Origin of the sequence: Thermogladius sp. KZ2Tp1 (genome assembly GCF_051131135.1) — an archaeon.
In the GTDB taxonomy this organism is placed as follows: Archaea; Thermoproteota; Thermoprotei_A; order Sulfolobales; family Desulfurococcaceae; genus Thermogladius.
This window is the reverse complement of sequence record NZ_CP151274.1, coordinates 440705-457782: the sequence shown is the minus strand read 5'-3', so window position 1 is coordinate 457782 and position 17078 is coordinate 440705. Positions and strand designations below refer to the sequence as shown.

At 61.0% G+C, this 17078-nt stretch carries 17 protein-coding genes, 1 tRNA gene and 2 rRNA genes; 17 read left to right on the top strand and 3 right to left on the bottom strand.

Annotated elements, in window-relative coordinates; all coding sequences use genetic code 11:
- Nucleotides 1-19: 19 nt before the first annotated feature.
- From WLZ34_RS02525 to WLZ34_RS02500, 6 genes are all read left to right on the top strand, one after another.
- A complete protein-coding gene (locus tag WLZ34_RS02525; protein ID WP_428726605.1) occupies nucleotides 20-295 on the top strand; it encodes an RpoL/Rpb11 RNA polymerase subunit family protein in 276 nt (91 codons plus the stop codon).
- Nucleotides 296-377: 82 nt separating this feature from the next.
- Nucleotides 378-680, top strand: a complete 303-nt coding sequence (locus WLZ34_RS02520) for a hypothetical protein (protein ID WP_014737131.1) — start codon at nucleotides 378-380, stop codon at nucleotides 678-680.
- Nucleotides 680-991, top strand: a complete 312-nt coding sequence (locus WLZ34_RS02515; protein ID WP_428726606.1) for a transcription factor S — start codon at nucleotides 680-682, stop codon at nucleotides 989-991. Before WLZ34_RS02520 ends, WLZ34_RS02515 begins: the two co-directional genes overlap by 1 nt.
- Nucleotides 992-1083: 92 nt before the next feature.
- Complete coding sequence (locus WLZ34_RS02510) at nucleotides 1084-1833, top strand: DNA polymerase sliding clamp (protein WP_434731745.1); 750 nt, start codon at nucleotides 1084-1086, stop codon at nucleotides 1831-1833.
- Nucleotides 1834-1849: 16 nt separating this feature from the next.
- On the top strand, nucleotides 1850-2977 hold the full coding sequence (locus WLZ34_RS02505) for a DNA primase small subunit domain-containing protein (protein WP_434731744.1): 1128 nt from the start codon (nucleotides 1850-1852) through the stop codon (nucleotides 2975-2977).
- A complete protein-coding gene (locus WLZ34_RS02500; RefSeq protein WP_434731743.1) occupies nucleotides 2974-3483 on the top strand; it encodes a hypothetical protein in 510 nt (169 codons plus the stop codon). Before WLZ34_RS02505 ends, WLZ34_RS02500 begins: the two co-directional genes overlap by 4 nt.
- Here WLZ34_RS02500 and WLZ34_RS02495 read toward each other — a convergent pair.
- Entirely contained in the window at nucleotides 3451-3849 is a 399-nt protein-coding gene (locus WLZ34_RS02495; protein ID WP_434731742.1) for a hypothetical protein, read from the bottom strand. The genes WLZ34_RS02500 and WLZ34_RS02495 overlap by 33 nt on opposite strands.
- Before the next feature lie 71 nt (nucleotides 3850-3920).
- Between WLZ34_RS02495 and WLZ34_RS02490 the strand changes: the two genes are divergently transcribed.
- The 10 genes from WLZ34_RS02490 (at nucleotide 3921) to WLZ34_RS02445 (ending at nucleotide 15044) form a co-directional block, all read left to right on the top strand.
- The gene (locus tag WLZ34_RS02490; protein WP_434731741.1) at nucleotides 3921-5906 is read left to right on the top strand and encodes a hypothetical protein; all 1986 of its coding nucleotides are present in this window, start codon (nucleotides 3921-3923) and stop codon (nucleotides 5904-5906) included.
- Between the two features lies 1 nt (nucleotide 5907).
- Nucleotides 5908-6705, top strand: a complete 798-nt coding sequence (locus WLZ34_RS02485) for a translation initiation factor IF-2 subunit alpha (protein ID WP_434731740.1) — start codon at nucleotides 5908-5910, stop codon at nucleotides 6703-6705.
- A complete protein-coding gene (locus WLZ34_RS02480) occupies nucleotides 6702-6902 on the top strand; it encodes an RNA-protein complex protein Nop10 (RefSeq protein ID WP_428724011.1) in 201 nt (66 codons plus the stop codon). The genes WLZ34_RS02485 and WLZ34_RS02480 overlap by 4 nt, the downstream gene beginning before the upstream one ends.
- Nucleotides 6903-6946: 44 nt before the next feature.
- Nucleotides 6947-7021 (top strand) — tRNA-Asp (locus WLZ34_RS02475).
- Nucleotides 7022-7104: 83 nt separating this feature from the next.
- Nucleotides 7105-7821: a phosphoglycolate phosphatase gene (locus WLZ34_RS02470; protein WP_428726613.1), complete on the top strand. Its 717-nt coding sequence runs from the start codon at nucleotides 7105-7107 to the stop codon at nucleotides 7819-7821.
- Nucleotides 7818-8471 carry an HAD family hydrolase gene (locus WLZ34_RS02465; protein ID WP_434731739.1) on the top strand — a complete coding sequence of 218 codons (654 nt, stop codon included), beginning with the start codon at nucleotides 7818-7820 and terminating at the stop codon, nucleotides 8469-8471. Before WLZ34_RS02470 ends, WLZ34_RS02465 begins: the two co-directional genes overlap by 4 nt.
- A gap of 64 nt (nucleotides 8472-8535) precedes the next feature.
- Entirely contained in the window at nucleotides 8536-8694 is a 159-nt protein-coding gene (locus tag WLZ34_RS02460) for a hypothetical protein (RefSeq protein WP_434731738.1), read from the top strand.
- A gap of 440 nt (nucleotides 8695-9134) precedes the next feature.
- Nucleotides 9135-10634: ribosomal RNA gene (locus tag WLZ34_RS02455) — 16S ribosomal RNA — on the top strand.
- A 197-nt stretch (nucleotides 10635-10831) separates the two neighbouring features.
- Nucleotides 10832-13933 (top strand): 23S ribosomal RNA (locus WLZ34_RS02450).
- The 16S and 23S rRNA genes sit together here, the layout of an rRNA operon.
- A gap of 247 nt (nucleotides 13934-14180) precedes the next feature.
- A complete protein-coding gene (locus tag WLZ34_RS02445; protein ID WP_434731737.1) occupies nucleotides 14181-15044 on the top strand; it encodes a geranylgeranylglycerol-phosphate geranylgeranyltransferase in 864 nt (287 codons plus the stop codon).
- Here the strand turns inward: WLZ34_RS02445 and WLZ34_RS02440 are convergent.
- Nucleotides 15033-16031 carry a bifunctional phosphoglucose/phosphomannose isomerase gene (locus WLZ34_RS02440; RefSeq protein ID WP_434731736.1) on the bottom strand — a complete coding sequence of 333 codons (999 nt, stop codon included), beginning with the start codon at nucleotides 16029-16031 and terminating at the stop codon, nucleotides 15033-15035. The genes WLZ34_RS02445 and WLZ34_RS02440 overlap by 12 nt on opposite strands.
- A 65-nt stretch (nucleotides 16032-16096) precedes the next feature.
- Here WLZ34_RS02440 and WLZ34_RS02435 point away from each other — a divergent pair, with 65 nt between their 5' ends.
- Nucleotides 16097-16726, top strand: a complete 630-nt coding sequence (locus tag WLZ34_RS02435) for a hypothetical protein (protein WP_434731735.1) — start codon at nucleotides 16097-16099, stop codon at nucleotides 16724-16726.
- Between the two features lie 6 nt (nucleotides 16727-16732).
- Here WLZ34_RS02435 and WLZ34_RS02430 read toward each other — a convergent pair whose 3' ends face one another.
- Nucleotides 16733-17008, bottom strand: a complete 276-nt coding sequence (locus WLZ34_RS02430) for a hypothetical protein (RefSeq protein ID WP_434731734.1) — start codon at nucleotides 17006-17008, stop codon at nucleotides 16733-16735.
- Nucleotides 17009-17078: the final 70 nt, after the last annotated feature.

Below are 17078 nucleotides of genomic sequence, written 5' to 3'. Positions count from 1 at the left end.
GCAACCGGTGGTTTCACCGATGGAAGTGAGAATTCTCAAGAGGGAGGGGAACGAGCTGGTGATAGAGATCCAGGGAGAGGACCATACAATTGGAAACCTGCTAGCAAAAGAGGCTCTCCTAGACCCGAGAGTGGAGTACAGCGCGTACAGGATTCCGCACCCGCTCCAAGAGAGAATGGAGCTAACAATAGTCACGAAGCAGGGCGAAGACCCCCTCAAGGTCCTCGTAGAGATAATAGACAAGCTAGTCGGCGACATAAGAGCTTTCAGGAGCCTGGTAGAGGAGAAGCTATGAAGAGGGAGTCGAGGGTACTAGCTGTAGCGTTACTCGACGACATCATAGTACTGGCAGTATACAGGGGAAATTTTTAGAAGAGATGAAAATAGTCCAGGCCCTCGATAGGCTGTTCAGCCTGCGAGAAGCCGTTAGAAGCCTGTCCACTTTCAACGAGTTGTCGATAGTAGTGAACTGCGAAGGCTCGAAGTACGACCACGCCTGGCTGGGGTTGAGGGTCGTAGAGGGCTCCCAGTACCTACCGTTAAGGGAGAAGTACTGTAGCTTTATAAGACTCGCCTCCAGTCTTGTCAAGTATATAAGTCTGGGTGGTGTAGAGGCTCTAGAGTCGGTTGTCTGCGGCGAGACACCATGCCACGGTTTTGCCCTCGTTGCGGGGGTCTAATGAAGCCTGTGAACGAGGGCGGGACATACTACCTAGTTTGCTCCAGGTGTGGTTACAAGGTAAAGGCCACAGAGCGAGACCTGGCCCTCTACGGGTTGAAGGTGAAAATCGAGCACTCGGAGAAGGAGAAGACGCTCGTGCTGAAAGACAGCGGCGAGGCCAACCTGCCTATAACCAGGGAAGTGACTTGCCCGAAGTGCGGTTACCACGAGGCGTACTACTGGTTCATCCAGACGAGAGCCGCTGACGAGCCTCCGACGAGGTTTTACAAGTGCAGGAGATGCGGGCACGTCTGGAGGGAGTACGAGTAGACGGTCGGGCGGGTTGCTGGGCGCTCCTACTAGGCCCCCAAGGTTTAATTCCTCTGGAGCCTAACTAGTTGCATAGAGCGGGTGGTCACTGCTTGAGGCTCAAGTTCTCGAACGCGGCGATATGGAAGTACGTAGTTTCTTCTATTGCCAAGATCATCGAGGAGGGCGTCTTCAAGGCCGACGCCGGTGGTCTAAGGATGAGGGCTCTAGACTCGTCTAATACCGCCCTAATAGACCTAGTAATCCCGAAGGAGTCGTTCGCCGAGTACGAAGTCGGCGGGGAGGAGAGGTTCGGCGTCAACTTCGAGGACTTCTCTAAAATACTCAAACTAGCCTCAAAGGGGGACGAGCTCGCACTGGAGACTTTCGAAGGCGGTAGGCTAGGTGTGACGTTTCACGGTCACGGGACGAGGACGTTCATCTTACCCAATATCGAGGTGTCAACTGTCGAGGAATTATCCGAGATAGAGCTCGAGTTCCCGGTAACCGCTAGAATCCAGCCGGCTATCTTTGCGGACGTGTTGAAAGAGCTGGAGGTAGTCGGCGACGTGATCACGCTAGAGTCCGAGGCGGGCTCTAGCAAGTTGGTATTCTCCTCGTCTAGCGACGTGGCCGAGGCGAAGATCGAGCTATCGCTCGAAGACGGGTCCCTCCTCGAGTACGCCGCCAGCGCTGACGCGAAAACCAGCTACAGCATGGAGTACCTGGTAGAGATCTCGAGGATCTCGCCGGTAGCAGAGGGCCTCACTCTCAGTTACGGGCCTAACATGCCCATGAGACTCGTATTCGACATCTCGCAGGGCGGAAGGCTAACGTTCTATGTATCGCCGCGAGTCGAATAAGCATTTTCTCCGGAGAGTGCTCAGGCAATACTATAGTAGAAGGCCTCTTGTAGAGCCGCCTAACCTCCATTCGAGAGAGATAGCTCTCGTAGACCTCGAGAGCGAGACTTACGTGAGACACCTGAGTTTCCCCTCGATGGCCCAGCTGTACCACTTCATTCTGGACCAGAAGACGCCGCTACACCTGTACTACTCGTCAGCAGTCTACGAAGACCCCTCCGCCGAGAACATGAGTATGAAGGGCTGGAAGGGCTCGGAGCTCATATTCGACATAGACGTGGACCACCTCCCCGGGTGCGAACTCAAGTTGAAAGTGTGCGTCGAGGACAACAGCGTTCTCGGTGAACACGCCGAGAAGTGCCCCTCCGGCTCTGAGCCCGTCGAGGTGAGCGTTATAGAGCCCGAGTGCTTTAGGAAAGGGCTTAGTGAAGCCTCCAAGCTACGCGAGATCCTCGAAGACGACTTCGGGTTTAGAGACGTCAAGGTCTACTTCTCGGGGCATAGGGGGTTCCACGTGAGAGTCTCCGACGACCTCGCGCTAGACCTAACGAGGGAGGCGAGAGCCTCCATAGCTGACTACGTCTCCTGCGAAAACATGGACGTCTCGCGCCTCTTCCCATCGGATACCTCCAGTAGAGCTGGGTTTGTGTACTTTGGTGAAAGCGAGGTGGGGTTCAGGAAAAGGGTTTTAAAACTCGCGCTCGAGATGGGTCTGGCCGAGAAGGTGGTAGCCGCAGAGGGCTTCAGGAGCCCTCCTAGACACAGTGAGAGGGGCGTGTTGTACAGGCTGCCCGGCGAGTACCTTAGCAACCTACTGAGCGACTTGTGTGTTAAGGTCGACAAGGTCGTCACAATGGACATCACGCGCCTGTCTAGGTTCGAGGGCGGCATCAATGGTAAAGCGGGCCTCAAGGTGGCGGAGTTCAAAGAGGCCGAGCCCTTTAGTTTCACCGACCTCTTCGCATGGTCGGGGAGAGTAGTGGTGAGCCCTCTCATAGATTTCGCTGGCTTCAGGGTATTCGACCAGAAGCTAAACCTGAAGAGGGGGGTCAGGCTGGAGATGGAGGCTCCCTACGCCATATATTTAATTCTCAAGAAGCTAGCAAATTACGTGGGCGATAGAGGAGTGGAGCCTCTGGTATGAGCAGTCCGCTAACCAGGTTAATCCGCGAGGAGATCTGGTCTGCCAAGCTCCTGTCAATCCAAGACGTCAAGTTGCAAGACGTCCAGTCGGGTCTGGAGAGCGGCCTTCAGGCAGGCTTAAGTTCTAGCAGAGAGGAGAGAGAGCTCTTCCTAAAGATACTAAGCCGGGTTGTCGAAGACGCGCGTACTCTGGCCGAGTTCAGGCTGTTGAAGGCGTCTCTCGGCGTCGAGCCCCCCACCGATAGCGTAGACGGGTACGTGCTCAGGCTTGTGTGGCGCATGAAGAAGTTCCTCGCCCTACTCTACTCTGGTTCCTCAGTACCGCACGGGAGGAGGTTGCTCGCGTACTTCAAGTCCAGTTGTGGCAGGTACAGGAGAGGCGATGTCGTTTTACTAGAGGTCGAAAAGACGCTGCCCTTCTACTTGGAGGACTGTGTCGAGCTAGTCGAGAGACCGATCTACTCGTATCTACAGCTAAGGGGGGAGGTACTGCGAACTAACGGCTAAGGCGGTCAAGGACGCGACAGCCAGCAAGCTGACCATTACGTAGAAGTTGATCTCTAGCCTCCTCTCCTCTGTTATCCTCTTGAAACCCTTTGGTCTAATAGACTCCGTGAAATGCGGGGCTATCGCTCCTACCACGATTAGGAACGCTATGAGGGTTGTGTAGAGCAGTGTGTACCCTACAGCGCTCAACCCGTACGAGGCTAGCTGTGAACCATAGGTCAGGACGAGGTAGGGCCAGTTCGGCACGACCACTACGATCGCTACGATCGACAAGACCACGAATAACGACAGGGCCTTGTCGGCCACGTAGTCGTAGTCGAACTCGTAGGCCAGGTCCTCTTTAAACCTCTTCGTCTTTCTCGACACGTCTCCTCCCTACGTGTTTAGGTTTTAAATTTAGGTCTCAACTAATAAACACAGCCCTGAAGGTGCTTACTATGAAGGTCAGGAACGTAGTGCCCGGCGTTGTTTTCCTCGCACTAAGCCTGGTCTCCTACTTTGTTCTCGGGTTTTACACCTTGAAGTACGGTCTCCCAAGCGACATTTCGTGGTTTCACATATACGTCGTAAAGTATGCTGGGTACCCGCTTGACAGGGGTCTCTCCGTTGTGGCACCCGTCGATCTGAGGTACTACGACACGCTAGGGGACCTTTTAATCAGGGTGCTGGCCCGGAGCTCTGTAGACGTAGTGCCCCTGGTAGCGGGGGCTTTAACGCTGGTCCTTGTAGTCGCTCTCACGTATTTCTGGTCCAGGGATCTGCTGGCGGCGGGTCTCGCGGCTCTCCTCGTCGCGACGACTCCAGGCTTCGTGTACTGGTTTAAACTGGGGATGTTCGGTCCTTGGAACATGGTCCCGCTCACTCTGCTGGGCGCCCTACTCCTATTCGCCGCCTCGGGCACGGGAAGCCGCTTGGTTGGCGTGTTAGCGGGAGCGGTCTTGGCGTTTTCGTGGCTGTTGAATGGTAGTGTATGGGTAGTGGTGGCATCGTACGGCATCGCCGCCAGCATCCTCGTGACGGCTGGTAAAATGGGGTGGAGAGAGCTCCTGCCAGCCCGCGTTATACTTGTCGTGTTCCTCGTAGCGGTCTTGCTCGGCTACAGGTTCGTAACCCTCTGGCACGCGGTGGCGCTAGGCTTGCTGGCGGGCCCCCTAGTGGGGTGGTACTTGGTTAAGAGGTTCGGTCTCAACAAGGCGTCTTCGAGGCTCGTTGCTGTCGTCGCCTCGCTGGTACTCGCCGCCGCCTCGTCTGTGCTCGCGTCGGCAAGCCTAGGCGCCCCGGGCGTCACCGGGGTGTACTACAAGCAGTATAACCCGATGTTCGACCTGGGTGCTCCAGGGCTCCTCCTCGTCCTCGGCTTCCTAGCCTTGTCGAGGACGGCCAGGTATTCGGGGATCGTAGACCTCTTCGCAAAGGTCTTCCTGCTCTCGACGTCTGTTATCTCACTCCTCCTGGGCTACGTTGACGTGGTCAACGAGCTGTACGCTATAGTAGCATCCTCCGTGGTGGTCGCCTATGTTTTGACAAGGGTACTCCACGGGATAAGCGTATTCGAGAAAGGCTTCGGCAGAGCCACCTCTATACTCCTGGTCTCGCTAGTACTGCTATCGATCGTAGGGAGCAACGCCGTCTCTTCGACGGCGGTGAGCTGGAGCCCCCCGAGCATCGTGTCTTTGGACATCCCGTTGACCTACATAAACAGGACGGGGGTCGACCTTAGCGGTCTGCCCAGCCTTCTAAGCGCTCTCTCCAACGTCTCTAGCAACAGAACCCTCGTCGTAGCGTACTGGGGCTACACGTACTACATCCTGGGCTATCTAGGCGAGGGATATACAGCCCTCGCAGGCCCTTCCGGCCCCGTGGAGGGGTGGAGGCTCGCGTCTTGGATCATGGTCAGCGACGAGGCCACCGCGGCCGGCATCTTGAGGAGACTGGCTATGGCGTACAACATAAGCAGGGTCTACGTGATCGTGGGGGAGGCTGTAAGCATCGAGAACACGGTGTATGGTACTAAGCAGGCGCACTTCGGGAGGGCTATACCAGCGGGTGGTATCGGGACGGTGACCTACCAACCCTTAGGGGACGTTGCCAGGATACCCGTCTACGCCGCGCTCGCCAACCAGAGCGTAACGGACTTCGTAGACTACAGTAAGGCGACGTACTTCGTGAACGTGCCCCTGGCTTGGACTAGCAGGGCGGCGTCGTCCCTCGTAGTAGAGCTCGTAGCTTACGCGGCTCACTCGATGGGCTACCCTGTCCTGAACGACGTCTACCAGCCCCAAGAGCTCAGCGTAAAGACTCCGATGTTCTTCAGACTCGTCAACACTACGCTCATACCGCTGGACACCACTACTTCGACGTCGGCGACCTTCTACAATTATTACCTGCTGGCACTATACGAATTCCGTGAGGTGGCGGTTTAAGGTGGTAGTCCCAAGGAAGCCCCTGCCAGACCTCGGCGAGCTAGTAGTCGCCACGGTGAGAGAGATATTCGACTACGGAGCTTACGTGACCCTAGACGAGTACAACGACCTGAGGGCGTACTTGCCCTGGAGCGAGACCTCTACGAAGTGGGTCAAGGACCTCCACGAGGTCATATACGAGGGCGAGAAGATAGTCGTCAAGGTCATAAGAGTGGACAGGAGGAAGAACGAGGTAGACGTCTCTCTAAAGAGGGTTTCTGACGGAGACAAGCGGAGAAAGATGATGTGGTGGAAGAGGTTCCTGCGCGGCGCCAAGATAATCGAGACAGTAGCCAAGTCTATGGGCTGGAGCCTAGAGGAAGCCTACAGGGACGTGGTCTGGAAGCTAGAAGACCAGTTCGGGGAGCCGCTAACTGCGCTGGAGGAGGCCGTGGGCAAGGGAGAGGAGGTTCTCATTAAAGCCGGTGTACCCGAGAAGTGGGTCAAGCCTATTCTCGAAGAGGCGTCTAAGCACGTGAAGCCCAGGAAGATCTCGGTCAAGAGGGTCGTCCTGCTCAGGAGCCTGGAAAGGGACGGCGTTGTGAGGGTTAGGAGCGTCCTCGAAACCCTGGACAGTGAGATCACGGGGCAGGGGCTGGCGGCGAGAATATACACGGCTGGCTCCCCGAGGTACGTCGTGGAGGTGGAGGCTGGAGACTACAAGACGGCGGAGGCGGTCCTGGAGAGGTCGCTTGAGCGCGCGCTCAAGAAAGCCAAGGAGCTCGGTGTCGAAGTCTCTGTAGAGAGTGTGAAGTCTTGAAGTGGCTCATGAGGAAGTGCTCTAGGTGTGGCAGGTATACTCTTGCGACAGACAAGTGCCCGTACTGCGGGGGAGAGCTGAGAGTCCCACACCCGCCCAGGGCCAGCCCGGACGATAAGCTCGTCGCGTACAGGTTGCAGGCCAAGCTGGAGTCGGGCGTCTTGAAACTAGACGAGAAGCCTCCTTACATACCGTGAAACAACTTTTTAAAACCCTACAATGCAGTATCCAAATTTACAGGGCCGCCGTAGTATAGCCCGGTCTAGTATGCGGGCCTGTCGAGCCCGTGACCCGGGTTCAAATCCCGGCGGCGGCGTATACACTGATCACACCGGCTCTCCCGGTCTTTTAAAACCCTGTAGATCCTCCAATAACTCTCATAGTGCTAGGGTGGTAAGCATGGCCAGGGTAAAGATAGTGTTCACCGACCTAGACGGGACCCTGACCGAGTCTAGGAGGACGTACAGGATCTACCTGGGAGCCGTCGAGGCGCTGAGAAGGCTCCAGAGCATAGGTGTCCGAGTCAGCATTGTCTCCAGCAATGCTCTCCCGGTAGTCATAGGCCTGCACAGGTACCTAGACCTGAACGGCCCCGCTATAGCGGAGACCGGTGCACTGGTATACAGCGAGGACCTCGGAATAGTGGAGCTGCCGTCGAGGTCGGCGAGAGAAGCCTACTCGGACGCCCTCTCTAAGTTCAGGGGGCTGGTGGCGGACTCGTGGCAGAACAGGTTCAGGCTTTACGACTTCGCTCTCAGAGTAGTTGATAGGGCCAACGGCGACCAGGTCTACAAACTGGTGAAGGACTACGTCGAGGGCAGGTACGACTGGGTGAGGGTAGGCTACAGCAAGTACGCTATTCACCTGACGCCGCGTGACGTGGATAAAGGCAGGGCTGTCAAATTCGTCCTCGACAAGCTGGGTCTGGACCCCAGCGAGGCCGCGGCTGTGGGCGACAGCTCCATGGACGCAGACCTCCTGAGAGCCGTGGAGCTGGGCGTAGCGACCGGGGACGCGGACGAGGAGCTCAGAGCGGTGGCCAAGCTAGTTGTAGACGAGCCCGCGGGAAGGGCCATCGTGAAGCTCGCCGAGTTGATCGAGGGCGGCCAGCTGTGATTAGGGCTGTCCTGTTCGACATGGACGGCACATTACTGGACTCGGAGGACTTCATAACCTGGAGCTTCCTCGAGGCCTCGCGTATAGTGGGCGTCGAGGTAGACGAGGACGCGATTAGGAGAAACATCGGTAGGCCCCTAGAAGAGTTCTCCTCCCTGGTATTCGGGGGGCTAGGTAGGGAGAAGCACCTTGAGCTGATGAGGGTCAGGGCCAAGCTGGTAGAGGAGAACTGGAGGCGGATGATCAGGGTTTTCGACGACGTCCCCGAGGTTTTGGGCCTGCTGAGGAGTAAGGGGTTCAGACTCGCGGTAGCCTCCTCCAGTAAGCTGGAGAGGATAGTCGAGTACCTCGGCTACTTCAACATACTCGGCCTCTTCGACACGGTCTCAGGCGTCGTTGACGGGGTACGAGGCAAGCCCTACCCGGACGTGATCCTGAGAGCCCTGAGCACTATGGGCGTCGGGGCCGACGAAGCGGTTTACGTCGGCGACAGGGAGGTCGACTGCCTCGCCGCTAGGTCGGCGGGGGTCGGTTTCGTTCTGGTCAACAGGAACAACTACAGGTACGACCAGGGTGTGTGCCGCCCAGACTACGCCGTGGGGAGTCTCAGGCCCCTCCCCGACCTCCTTCTGTATATCAACAAAAAATGATATGTTTGTAAACGTAGTTTTATCACAGAATATAAAAGGGGGTTTAGTAATAAGCTAACCCTGGGTGAAGTATGTGGACATAAACATGGTTGACCTGATCATATATATTTCTTTGACAAAATCTGTCGAGCTAAGTAGAGCACGCGACGCGGGAAGAGACGCGGCTATCACGCAGAGCCTTAGAGCGGCGACCCTAAACCAGGAGGGGCACGCCCCGGTCTAACGTTGGAGCGCACCACACAGCTCCAGCAACGCCTGGCTCCAAGGAGCTAGAAGTCGATAGGTCTAGGCCTCCTACACGGTGGGCGGCGCCCGCCGCGGGAGCGAGGGTCCGGTCTCGGTGGCCATCCGCTGCAGGTTAATTAGGTCTTACAGTCAATACTATATACAGCCCCGCGGCACCCGGCGGCGGCGCGGTTCCTACGCTGGGTTATACCAGCGAGTGAGGAATCGGCCTCCTGCCGCGGGGACAGTTGAGCTGTTTAATGAACAGATCAAAGGGGGTAAGGTTTATAACACCCTCAGAGTAAGATAGTTATGCTGGAACCACGCTTACCACGTGGGGACTCAAGAAAACCGGGGAGTTTAACCCCGGGAACCTTGAGTCCGACGGGGGCAGGGCGGCGTGGCACACGAGGTAGCATGCCTCCCGCCTTGCGGCTAACTCCGGTTGATCCTGCCGGACCCGACCGCTATCGGGGTAGGGCTAAGCCATGGGAGTCGTACGCCCCGCCGCCGCGGGGCGTGGCGGACGGCTGAGTAACACGTGGCTAACCTGCCCTCGGGAGGGGGATAACACCGGGAAACTGGTGCTAATCCCCCATAGGGGAGGAGGCCTGGAAGGGTTCCTCCCCGAAAGGGTGCGGCAGGGGTTATCGCTGCCGCACCGCCCGAGGATGGGGCTGCGGCCCATCAGGTAGTTGGCGGGGTAACGGCCCGCCAAGCCTATAACGGGTAGGGGCCGTGAGAGCGGGAGCCCCCAGTTGGGCACTGAGACAAGGGTCCAGGCCCTACGGGGCGCACCAGGCGCGAAAACTCCGCAATGCGGGAAACCGTGACGGGGCTACCCCGAGTGCCCCCGATAAGGGGGCTTTTCCCCGCTGTAAGGAGGCGGGGGAATAAGCGGGGGGCAAGTCTGGTGTCAGCCGCCGCGGTAATACCAGCCCCGCGAGTGGTCGGGACGATTATTGGGCCTAAAGCGCCCGTAGCCGGCCCGGGAAGTCTCCCCTTAAATCCTCGGGCTCAACCCGAGGGCTGGGGGAGATACTCCCGGGCTAGGGGGCGGGAGAGGCCGGGGGTACTCCCGGGGTAGGGGCGAAATCCTATAATCCCGGGAGGACCACCAGTGGCGAAGGCGCCCGGCTGGAACGCGCCCGACGGTGAGGGGCGAAAGCCGGGGGAGCGAACCGGATTAGATACCCGGGTAGTCCCGGCTGTAAACGATGCGGGCTAGGTGTTGGGTGGGCTTAGAGCCCACCCAGTGCCGCAGGGAAGCCGTTAAGCCCGCCGCCTGGGGAGTACGGCCGCAAGGCTGAAACTTAAAGGAATTGGCGGGGGAGCACCACAAGGGGTGGAGCCTGCGGTTTAATTGGAGTCAACGCCGGGAACCTCACCGGGGGCGACAGCAGGATGACGGCCAGGCTAACGACCTTGCCCGACGCGCTGAGAGGAGGTGCATGGCCGTCGCCAGCTCGTGCTGTGAAGTGTCCGGTTAAGTCCGGCAACGAGCGAGACCCCCACCCCTAGTTGCTACCCGGGGCTCCGGCTCCGGGGCACACTAGGGGGACTGCCGCCGTTCAAGGCGGAGGAAGGAGGGGGCCACGGCAGGTCAGCATGCCCCGAAACCCCCGGGCTACACGCGGGCTACAATGGCGGGGACAGCGGGATCCGAACCCGAAAGGGGGAGGTAATCCCTCAAACCCCGCCGTAGTCGGGATCGAGGGCTGCAACTCGCCCTCGTGAACGCGGAATCCCTAGTAACCGCGCGTCATCAGCGCGCGGTGAATACGTCCCTGCTCCTTGCACACACCGCCCGTCGCTCCACCCAAGGGAGGAGGGAGTGAGGCCTGGTCTCTTCGGAGGCTGGGTCGAACTCCCTCCTCCTGAGGGGGGAGAAGTCGTAACAAGGTAGCCGTAGGGGAACCTGCGGCTGGATCACCTCCTGCTACCCCGCCGCCGGGGGGCATGCTACGTGAAAGGCCACTGCCGCCCTGCCCCTCCCTCCGATGCAGCACAGGGCCTCAGAGCCCTGTGTAAAGGGCGTTATTCCTCCTCCGATAACGGGAGGGGGAGATGAACGCCGCAGGTAGGCCTATCAGGGGTGCCAGTCGAGCTCCGCGTGGGCGTTGCTCTCGCATCCCAGGCTACGGCGAGGAAGCCGCCTGGTGGATGGCTCGGCTCGGGCGCCGAGGAAGGCCGTGGCAAGCTGCGATAAGCCCGGGGTAGGCGCAGGCAGCCGTCGAACCCGGGATCGCCGAATGGGACCTCCTGCCACGGGCTCAAAGCCCGTGGCGCCCGGGAAACCGTCGAGGGAGTACCGGGCGGGAACCCCCCGAACGGAAACATCTTAGTAGGGGGAGGAAGAGAAATCAAACTGAGATCCCCTGAGTAGGGGCGACCGAAAGGGGGAGAGCCCAAACCAAACCCCCACGGGACGACCGTGGGGGGATGTGGGGTTACCGGCTCCACGGCTAGGGGTTCGACCCCGAGCGAGCCTACCCACGGTAGCCGAAGTGGCCTGGAATGGCCCGCCGTAGAGGGTGACAGCCCCGTAGGCGAAACCGTGGGGGCTCGCGCCGTGGAGCAGAGTACCACGGCTTGGTTGTGCCGTGGGAAGTAGGGGGTCACCGGCCTCCAAGGCTAAACACGTCCCGAGACCGATAGCGAACTTAGTACCGTGAGGGAAAGCTGAAAAGCACCCCGCAAGGGGGGTGAAAAGAGCCTGAAACCAGGCGGCTACATACGGCGCTGCCCTAAAGAGGTGATGCCCCCCGAAGGAAACCGGGGCGACCCGGGAGTACGAGGGGGGTGGATCAGGGTGGCGCCGTCCGTCTTGAAACACGGGCCGGGGAGTCCACGGCAGTGGCGAGCTTAAGGGGTTGAACCCCGTAGGCGTAGGGAAACCGACATGCCCGCAGCCACGGTTAAGCCGTGGCGAGGGGCGGGGTCCCAAAGGGCCCGGAGTCACTGCCGTGGGACCAGAAACCGGGCGATCTAGGCGGGGGCAGGGTGAAGCCGGGGGAAACCCCGGTGGAGGCCCGAAAGGGTTCTGACGTGCAATTCGTTCCCATGACCCCCGTCTAGGGGCAAAAGACCAATCAAGCCCGGTGATAGCTGGTTCCCGCCGAAGTGGGTCTCAGCCCAGCCCCGCCTGAGGTGGGCCACGGGGTAGAGCTACGGATTGGGGGTGCAGGAGCCGAAAGGCTCCGGCCTCCAGTCCAACTCCGAACCCGTGGTCACCGTAGAAGGCGGGAGTGGGGCTCCCCGCCGTAAGGGTGGGGGCCGAGGGGGGAACAACCCAGACCGGGGTTAAGGCCCCTAAGTGCCGGCTAAGTGCCAATCTTAAAGGGCGTCCCACGGCTCAGACAGCGGGGAGGTGGGCCTAACAGCAGCCATCCTCTAAGGAGTGCGTAACAGCTCACCCGCCGAGCCGTGGGGCCCCGAAGATTGGTCGGGGCTTAAGCCGGCCGCCGAGACCCCGGGGCACGGCCCCTATGGGGCCGCGATCTAGTAGGCGGGCGTCGGGTCGGGGCAGAAGCCGGGCCGTGAGGTCCGGTGGACCCGATCCGAGTGCAGATCCCGGCGGCAGTAACAGCGAAGAGGGGTGGGAATCCCCTCCGCCGGAAAGGACCAGGGTTCCTCGGCAACGGTCGTCGGCCGAGGGTTAGCCGGTCCTAACCCGGGCCGTAACTCGGACCCGGGGAAAGGGAAACGGGTTAATAATCCCGTGCCGCGGGGGTAGGTGCGGCAACGCAAGCCCAGCCCCCGACGCCTCCGGATAGGCGGACTGGGGGCGGTCGAATGGCCGCGACCCAGCTAACCGGTGAAGACCCCGGAGTACCGTAATGGTGAGAAGGGGCTGAAGCCGGGAATGGGGCCCCGTTAGGGGCCTTCCGCCGACTCTGGGGGCCCTTGAAAAGGGGGCTGGGAACGATCCCCCGCGCCCGTACCGAGAACCGACACAGGTGCTCCTGGGTGAGTAGCCCCAGGCGTGTGGGGGTTAACCCGGGCCAGGGAACTCGGCAAATTGGCCCCGTAACTTCGGGAGAAGGGGTGCCTGCGGTTCTGGGGCGCACCCCTGGAACCGCAGGTCGCAGTGCCTAGGGGGGCCTGACTGTTTAATAAAAACATAGGTCCCCGCTAGCCCGAAAGGGTTTGTACGGGGGCTGAATCCTGGCCACTGGCGGTCCGTGAAACCGGGGTACAACCCGGCGAAGCGCCGCTGAAGGCCGGGAGTAACTCTGACTCTCTTAAGGTAGCCAAATGCCTTGCCGGGTAAGTTCCGGCGCGCATGAATGGATCAACGAGGTCCCCACTGTCCTGGCCCGGGGCCCCGTGAAGACACGGAGCCGGTGCACAGGCCGGCAACCCCCCGCAGGGCGATAAGTCCCTGTGGAGCTTTACCGCAGCCTGGCGCTGACCTCTGGGCTGTGGTGCGTAGCGTAGGTGGGAGCCTGTGAAGCCACACCTCCGGGTGTGGCGGAGGCGACAATGAAACACCACCCACTACAGCCTGGGGGCCTCACCCCGGGGGAGACCCTGGGGGACAACGCCAGGTGGGCGGTTCGGCTGGGGCGGCACGCCCGCGAAAAGATAACACGGGCGCCCAAAGGTCGGCTCAGGCGGGTCAGAGCTCCGCCGTAGAGTGCAAGGGCAAAAGCCGGCCTGACCGGACCCTTGAACACAAGGGGTCCGGCCGGGAAACCGCGGCCTAGCGAACGCTCGTGTCCCCCTCGGTGGGGGCCGGGCATGACAGAAAAGTTACCCCAGGGATAACAGGGTCGTCGCGGGCGAGAGCTCCCATCGACCCCGCGGTTTGCTACATCGATGTCGGCTCTTCCCATCCTGGGGGTGCAGCAGCCCCCAAGGGTGGGGCTGCCCGCCCATTAAAGGGGAACGTGAGCTGGGTTTAGACCGTCGTGAGACAGGTCGGACTCTACCCGCGGGGGGCGCGGGCCGCCTGAGGGGAAGGTGCCCTCAGTACGAGAGGAACGGGGCGCCGCGGCCTCTAGTCTACCGGTTGTCCTGGCGGGCAACGCCGGGCAGCCACGCCGTGTGGGGTAACCGCTGAAAGCATCTAAGCGGGAACCCCTCCCCGAGACGAGGCGGCCGTCCGCCACGGGGTCACCCGTGGCGGGTAGGGCTCCCGTAGAAGACGGGGTTGATGGGGCGGGGGTGTGAGCCCCAAGGGGTTCACCCGAGGGGTTCAGCCCGCCGCTCCCAAGAGCCCGACGCCGTAGCTACTCACCCGGGAGCGAGGGCGTTAGCCCACGCGGGCTCGGGCGCGTCTCCTGGTAGGCCTACCTGCGGCGTAGACCCCCTCACTCCACTCTCGGATCTCGTTCTCGGGTACAGGAGTAGTGTAGGCGAGCTTGTCGTAGGCTAGGAGGAGGCCTCAGCTAGGGTAACGCTCTTCACCGGTCCGTAAACCGTCGTCTCATCACACCGTATTTAACTCTGTTTCCCGAGTTTAAAACAGTGGTGTGCTGCTTGGGGCTGCGCGACTACGTAGCGATGACAAGGCCTGTCAACAGCCTCATGAGCGGCCTGGGCGCCCTCATGGCTGTCCTGGTCTACAGGGGCTACACTCCACCAGACGTCCTAATGGCGGCGGTCGCTACCTCGACGGGCTACCTCTCCACGGCAGCCTCGATGCTAATGAACGACTACGTGGACGCGGCGGTGGACGCGGTGAACAAGCCGTGGAAACCGATACCGTCCGGCCGGGCCAGCCGGGAGGCCGCGAGGAGCCTCGGGCTAGCCCTGGCAGTAGCCTCTATAGCCCTGAACGCGCTACTCGTGCTCGCCGGGCGGGGCGTAGGCTGGCCGCCCGCCCTGGTCGCAGCGGTCTACACACTAGCGGGGCTGGCCTACAGCTACCTCAGGGCTCACTGGTGGAGCCACCTACTCGTCTCGCTCTCCACCACGGGGCCCGTCGTCTACGGCTATGTGCTCGCTGGGTCTCCCCAGGGGAAGCTGGCGTTCACAGCCGCCTTCGCAGTACTCGTCTTCCTCGTTACCACGGGCAGGGAGGTGGTCAAGGCGCTCCAGGACGTGGAGGGCGACAGGAGGGCCGGCTACAGGACGATACCAATAGTGTTCGGCGTGGAGGCGTCGAGGAGGCTGGTCCTGGCGGTCGGGGCCTCGGCGCCCCTCCTAGCCCTGGCCGCGTACGCGCTCAGCGGGAGCGCAGCCTTCCTGGCCCTCATAGTGTTGGCGGCGGCAGCCTACCTACACCAGGCGGTGAAGGCCTACTCCAGGCCCACGGACAAAAGGGTGCTGGAGGACGCGAGAGTGAAAATGCTGGCTTCGATGGTGCTGGGGCTGGTCGCCTTCTGGGCCTCAGGGCTTTAGCGGGCCTGTCCCGAAGATCCTCCCAGCCGCGCTCTTGTACCTCGCAATACTCTCCGTCGCGGCGGGGTCCAGCCCCCGCTTCAACGCCAGCTCCACGCTCGCCAGCCCGAACAACATGGCGGCGTAGAGGACCTTCCCCACCTTGTTCACCCCCCTCAACGCGAGTACCCTGGCTCTCCTGCCCCTCCTCTCGTGCTCCCCCACCATGAACTCGACGAGGCCCCTCCCCGCCTGGTCGTCGGGGTCGTAGAACGCGACAACCCGGTATACGTCGAACAGGGGCTTCTCGTAGCCGACTATGTCGTTGTGCATCCACTCGGGTGCCACGTCTACCTTGACCACTATCTTCGAGTTCTCGTTGAACTCCGACTTAGCCCTCACGGCCAGGGGCTCCAGGGGGCTGTGGGTCGCGACGACGAGGAGCTCTCTGCTGTAGGCGAACTCCGCTAGCGAGGAGGCCTCGCCGGCTATGTCCCCCGCCTCTCTCTCCAGCTGCCTATTGGCGTCCTCGACCTCGGCTCTCGACGCTACGGTGAGGCCGCTGGAGTCCAGTACGCCTAGCACGCCGGTCAGCATGTGGGGGAAGCTCACCCTGGGTAACAGGCCTACAGGGGTCTTGAAGACGGGGAGCCCCCTCTCCACGGCCAGCCTCTCGAGCAAACCACCGCTGGTCACAGCCACTACCCTGGCCCCCTTCTCGAGGGCCCTGGCTGTGGCCAGTAGGGTCTCGTGGGTGTTCCCACTGTAGCTCACGCTGACGAAGAGCGTCCTAGTGGACACGTAAGATGGGACTATGTGGGACTTCACAACCTCCACGGGGACGCTGAGCCTTTCCAGCGACAGTAGCTTGACGACGTCCCCGACGATACCGCTACCGCCCATCCCCGACACCACGATGTTCTCGAACGGCCCCTCGACAGCGGCACTACCCCACTTGGAGAGCGCGTCCTCCACTAGTCTAGGCCAGTTGAGGTAGTCCCCCCGCATGCCGCCACCCCAGGCCACTTTATATGGCGCAGAGAGTATTTTAGTGTAGGCGAGAGGAAGCCCTCTTGCGCGTAGTCGAGGCGCTGGCCCGGGGCAGGCACGTAGTCTACACCAGCGACATCAACGTAGTACTAAAGCTCGTCGCGAGGTTTGTCGAGGAGACCACCGGCGGCCGGGTCAACGTCGTGGCGGAGAGGGGCGTCACAGAGGCCCTGGCGGCAGTCTTGACCAGGGGGTTGGAGAGGGTGGTGCTAAGCGAGGATCCCGGAGAGGGCCTGCCGGGCCCCGAGACTAGACTGGTCTGCGTAGACAAGCCGTGTTTCGACGTCCCAGCCGAGAACGTGGTCGTCTTCCTGACGCGGGGGGTCAAGGCGCCCAGGTTCTACACGAGGCACTACCTGAGGAGGCTGGACTGGGGCGTGTACGTCTTCGAGACACCCTCGACAGGCGAGAGGGTAGTCCTCACAGCCAGCGGCGGCCTGGCAGAGGGGACCGGCCTAGCCCCCCTCGAAGAGAGGGCTCTGGAGCTCGTCAAGAAGGCGATGCTCGACTACGGTGAGCTGAGGGTGGGCGACGTGCTGTTCCTTATAGAGAGGGAGATGGGCGTGTCCAAGAACGCGGCCAGGGAGATACTCTCTAAACTGGTGTCTAGGAGGTACCTCAGGGTCAGGAGGGGAGTAGTAGAGCTAGCGTAGAGCCCGTCAAGAGCCGAGCCTCCGCATCCCCCTCACGTACACACCTGTTAGCGGGAGGCAGTCCCTCAGCCCCGCGAGGACGGAGTTGACCTCCTCCTCGGGCCCTAAGATGTCTATGTAGAGCTGTTCCCCCCTGCTCACTACCAGCACCACGAGTTCTCCCCTGAGGTAGAGGCCGACAGGTCCATCCCTGACCGGCTCGCCCAGCAACTCCGAGAGCCTTCTCGTGATACGCGAGGAGCCCTCTGCCCCCAGCCTGACGTCGAGGGAGACGTGGTACATAGGCCACCATCGCGCGAGGGCTTAGAGTCGGGGGTATCCAGGTAACCCCGGGCTACTGTAACCCAGTATC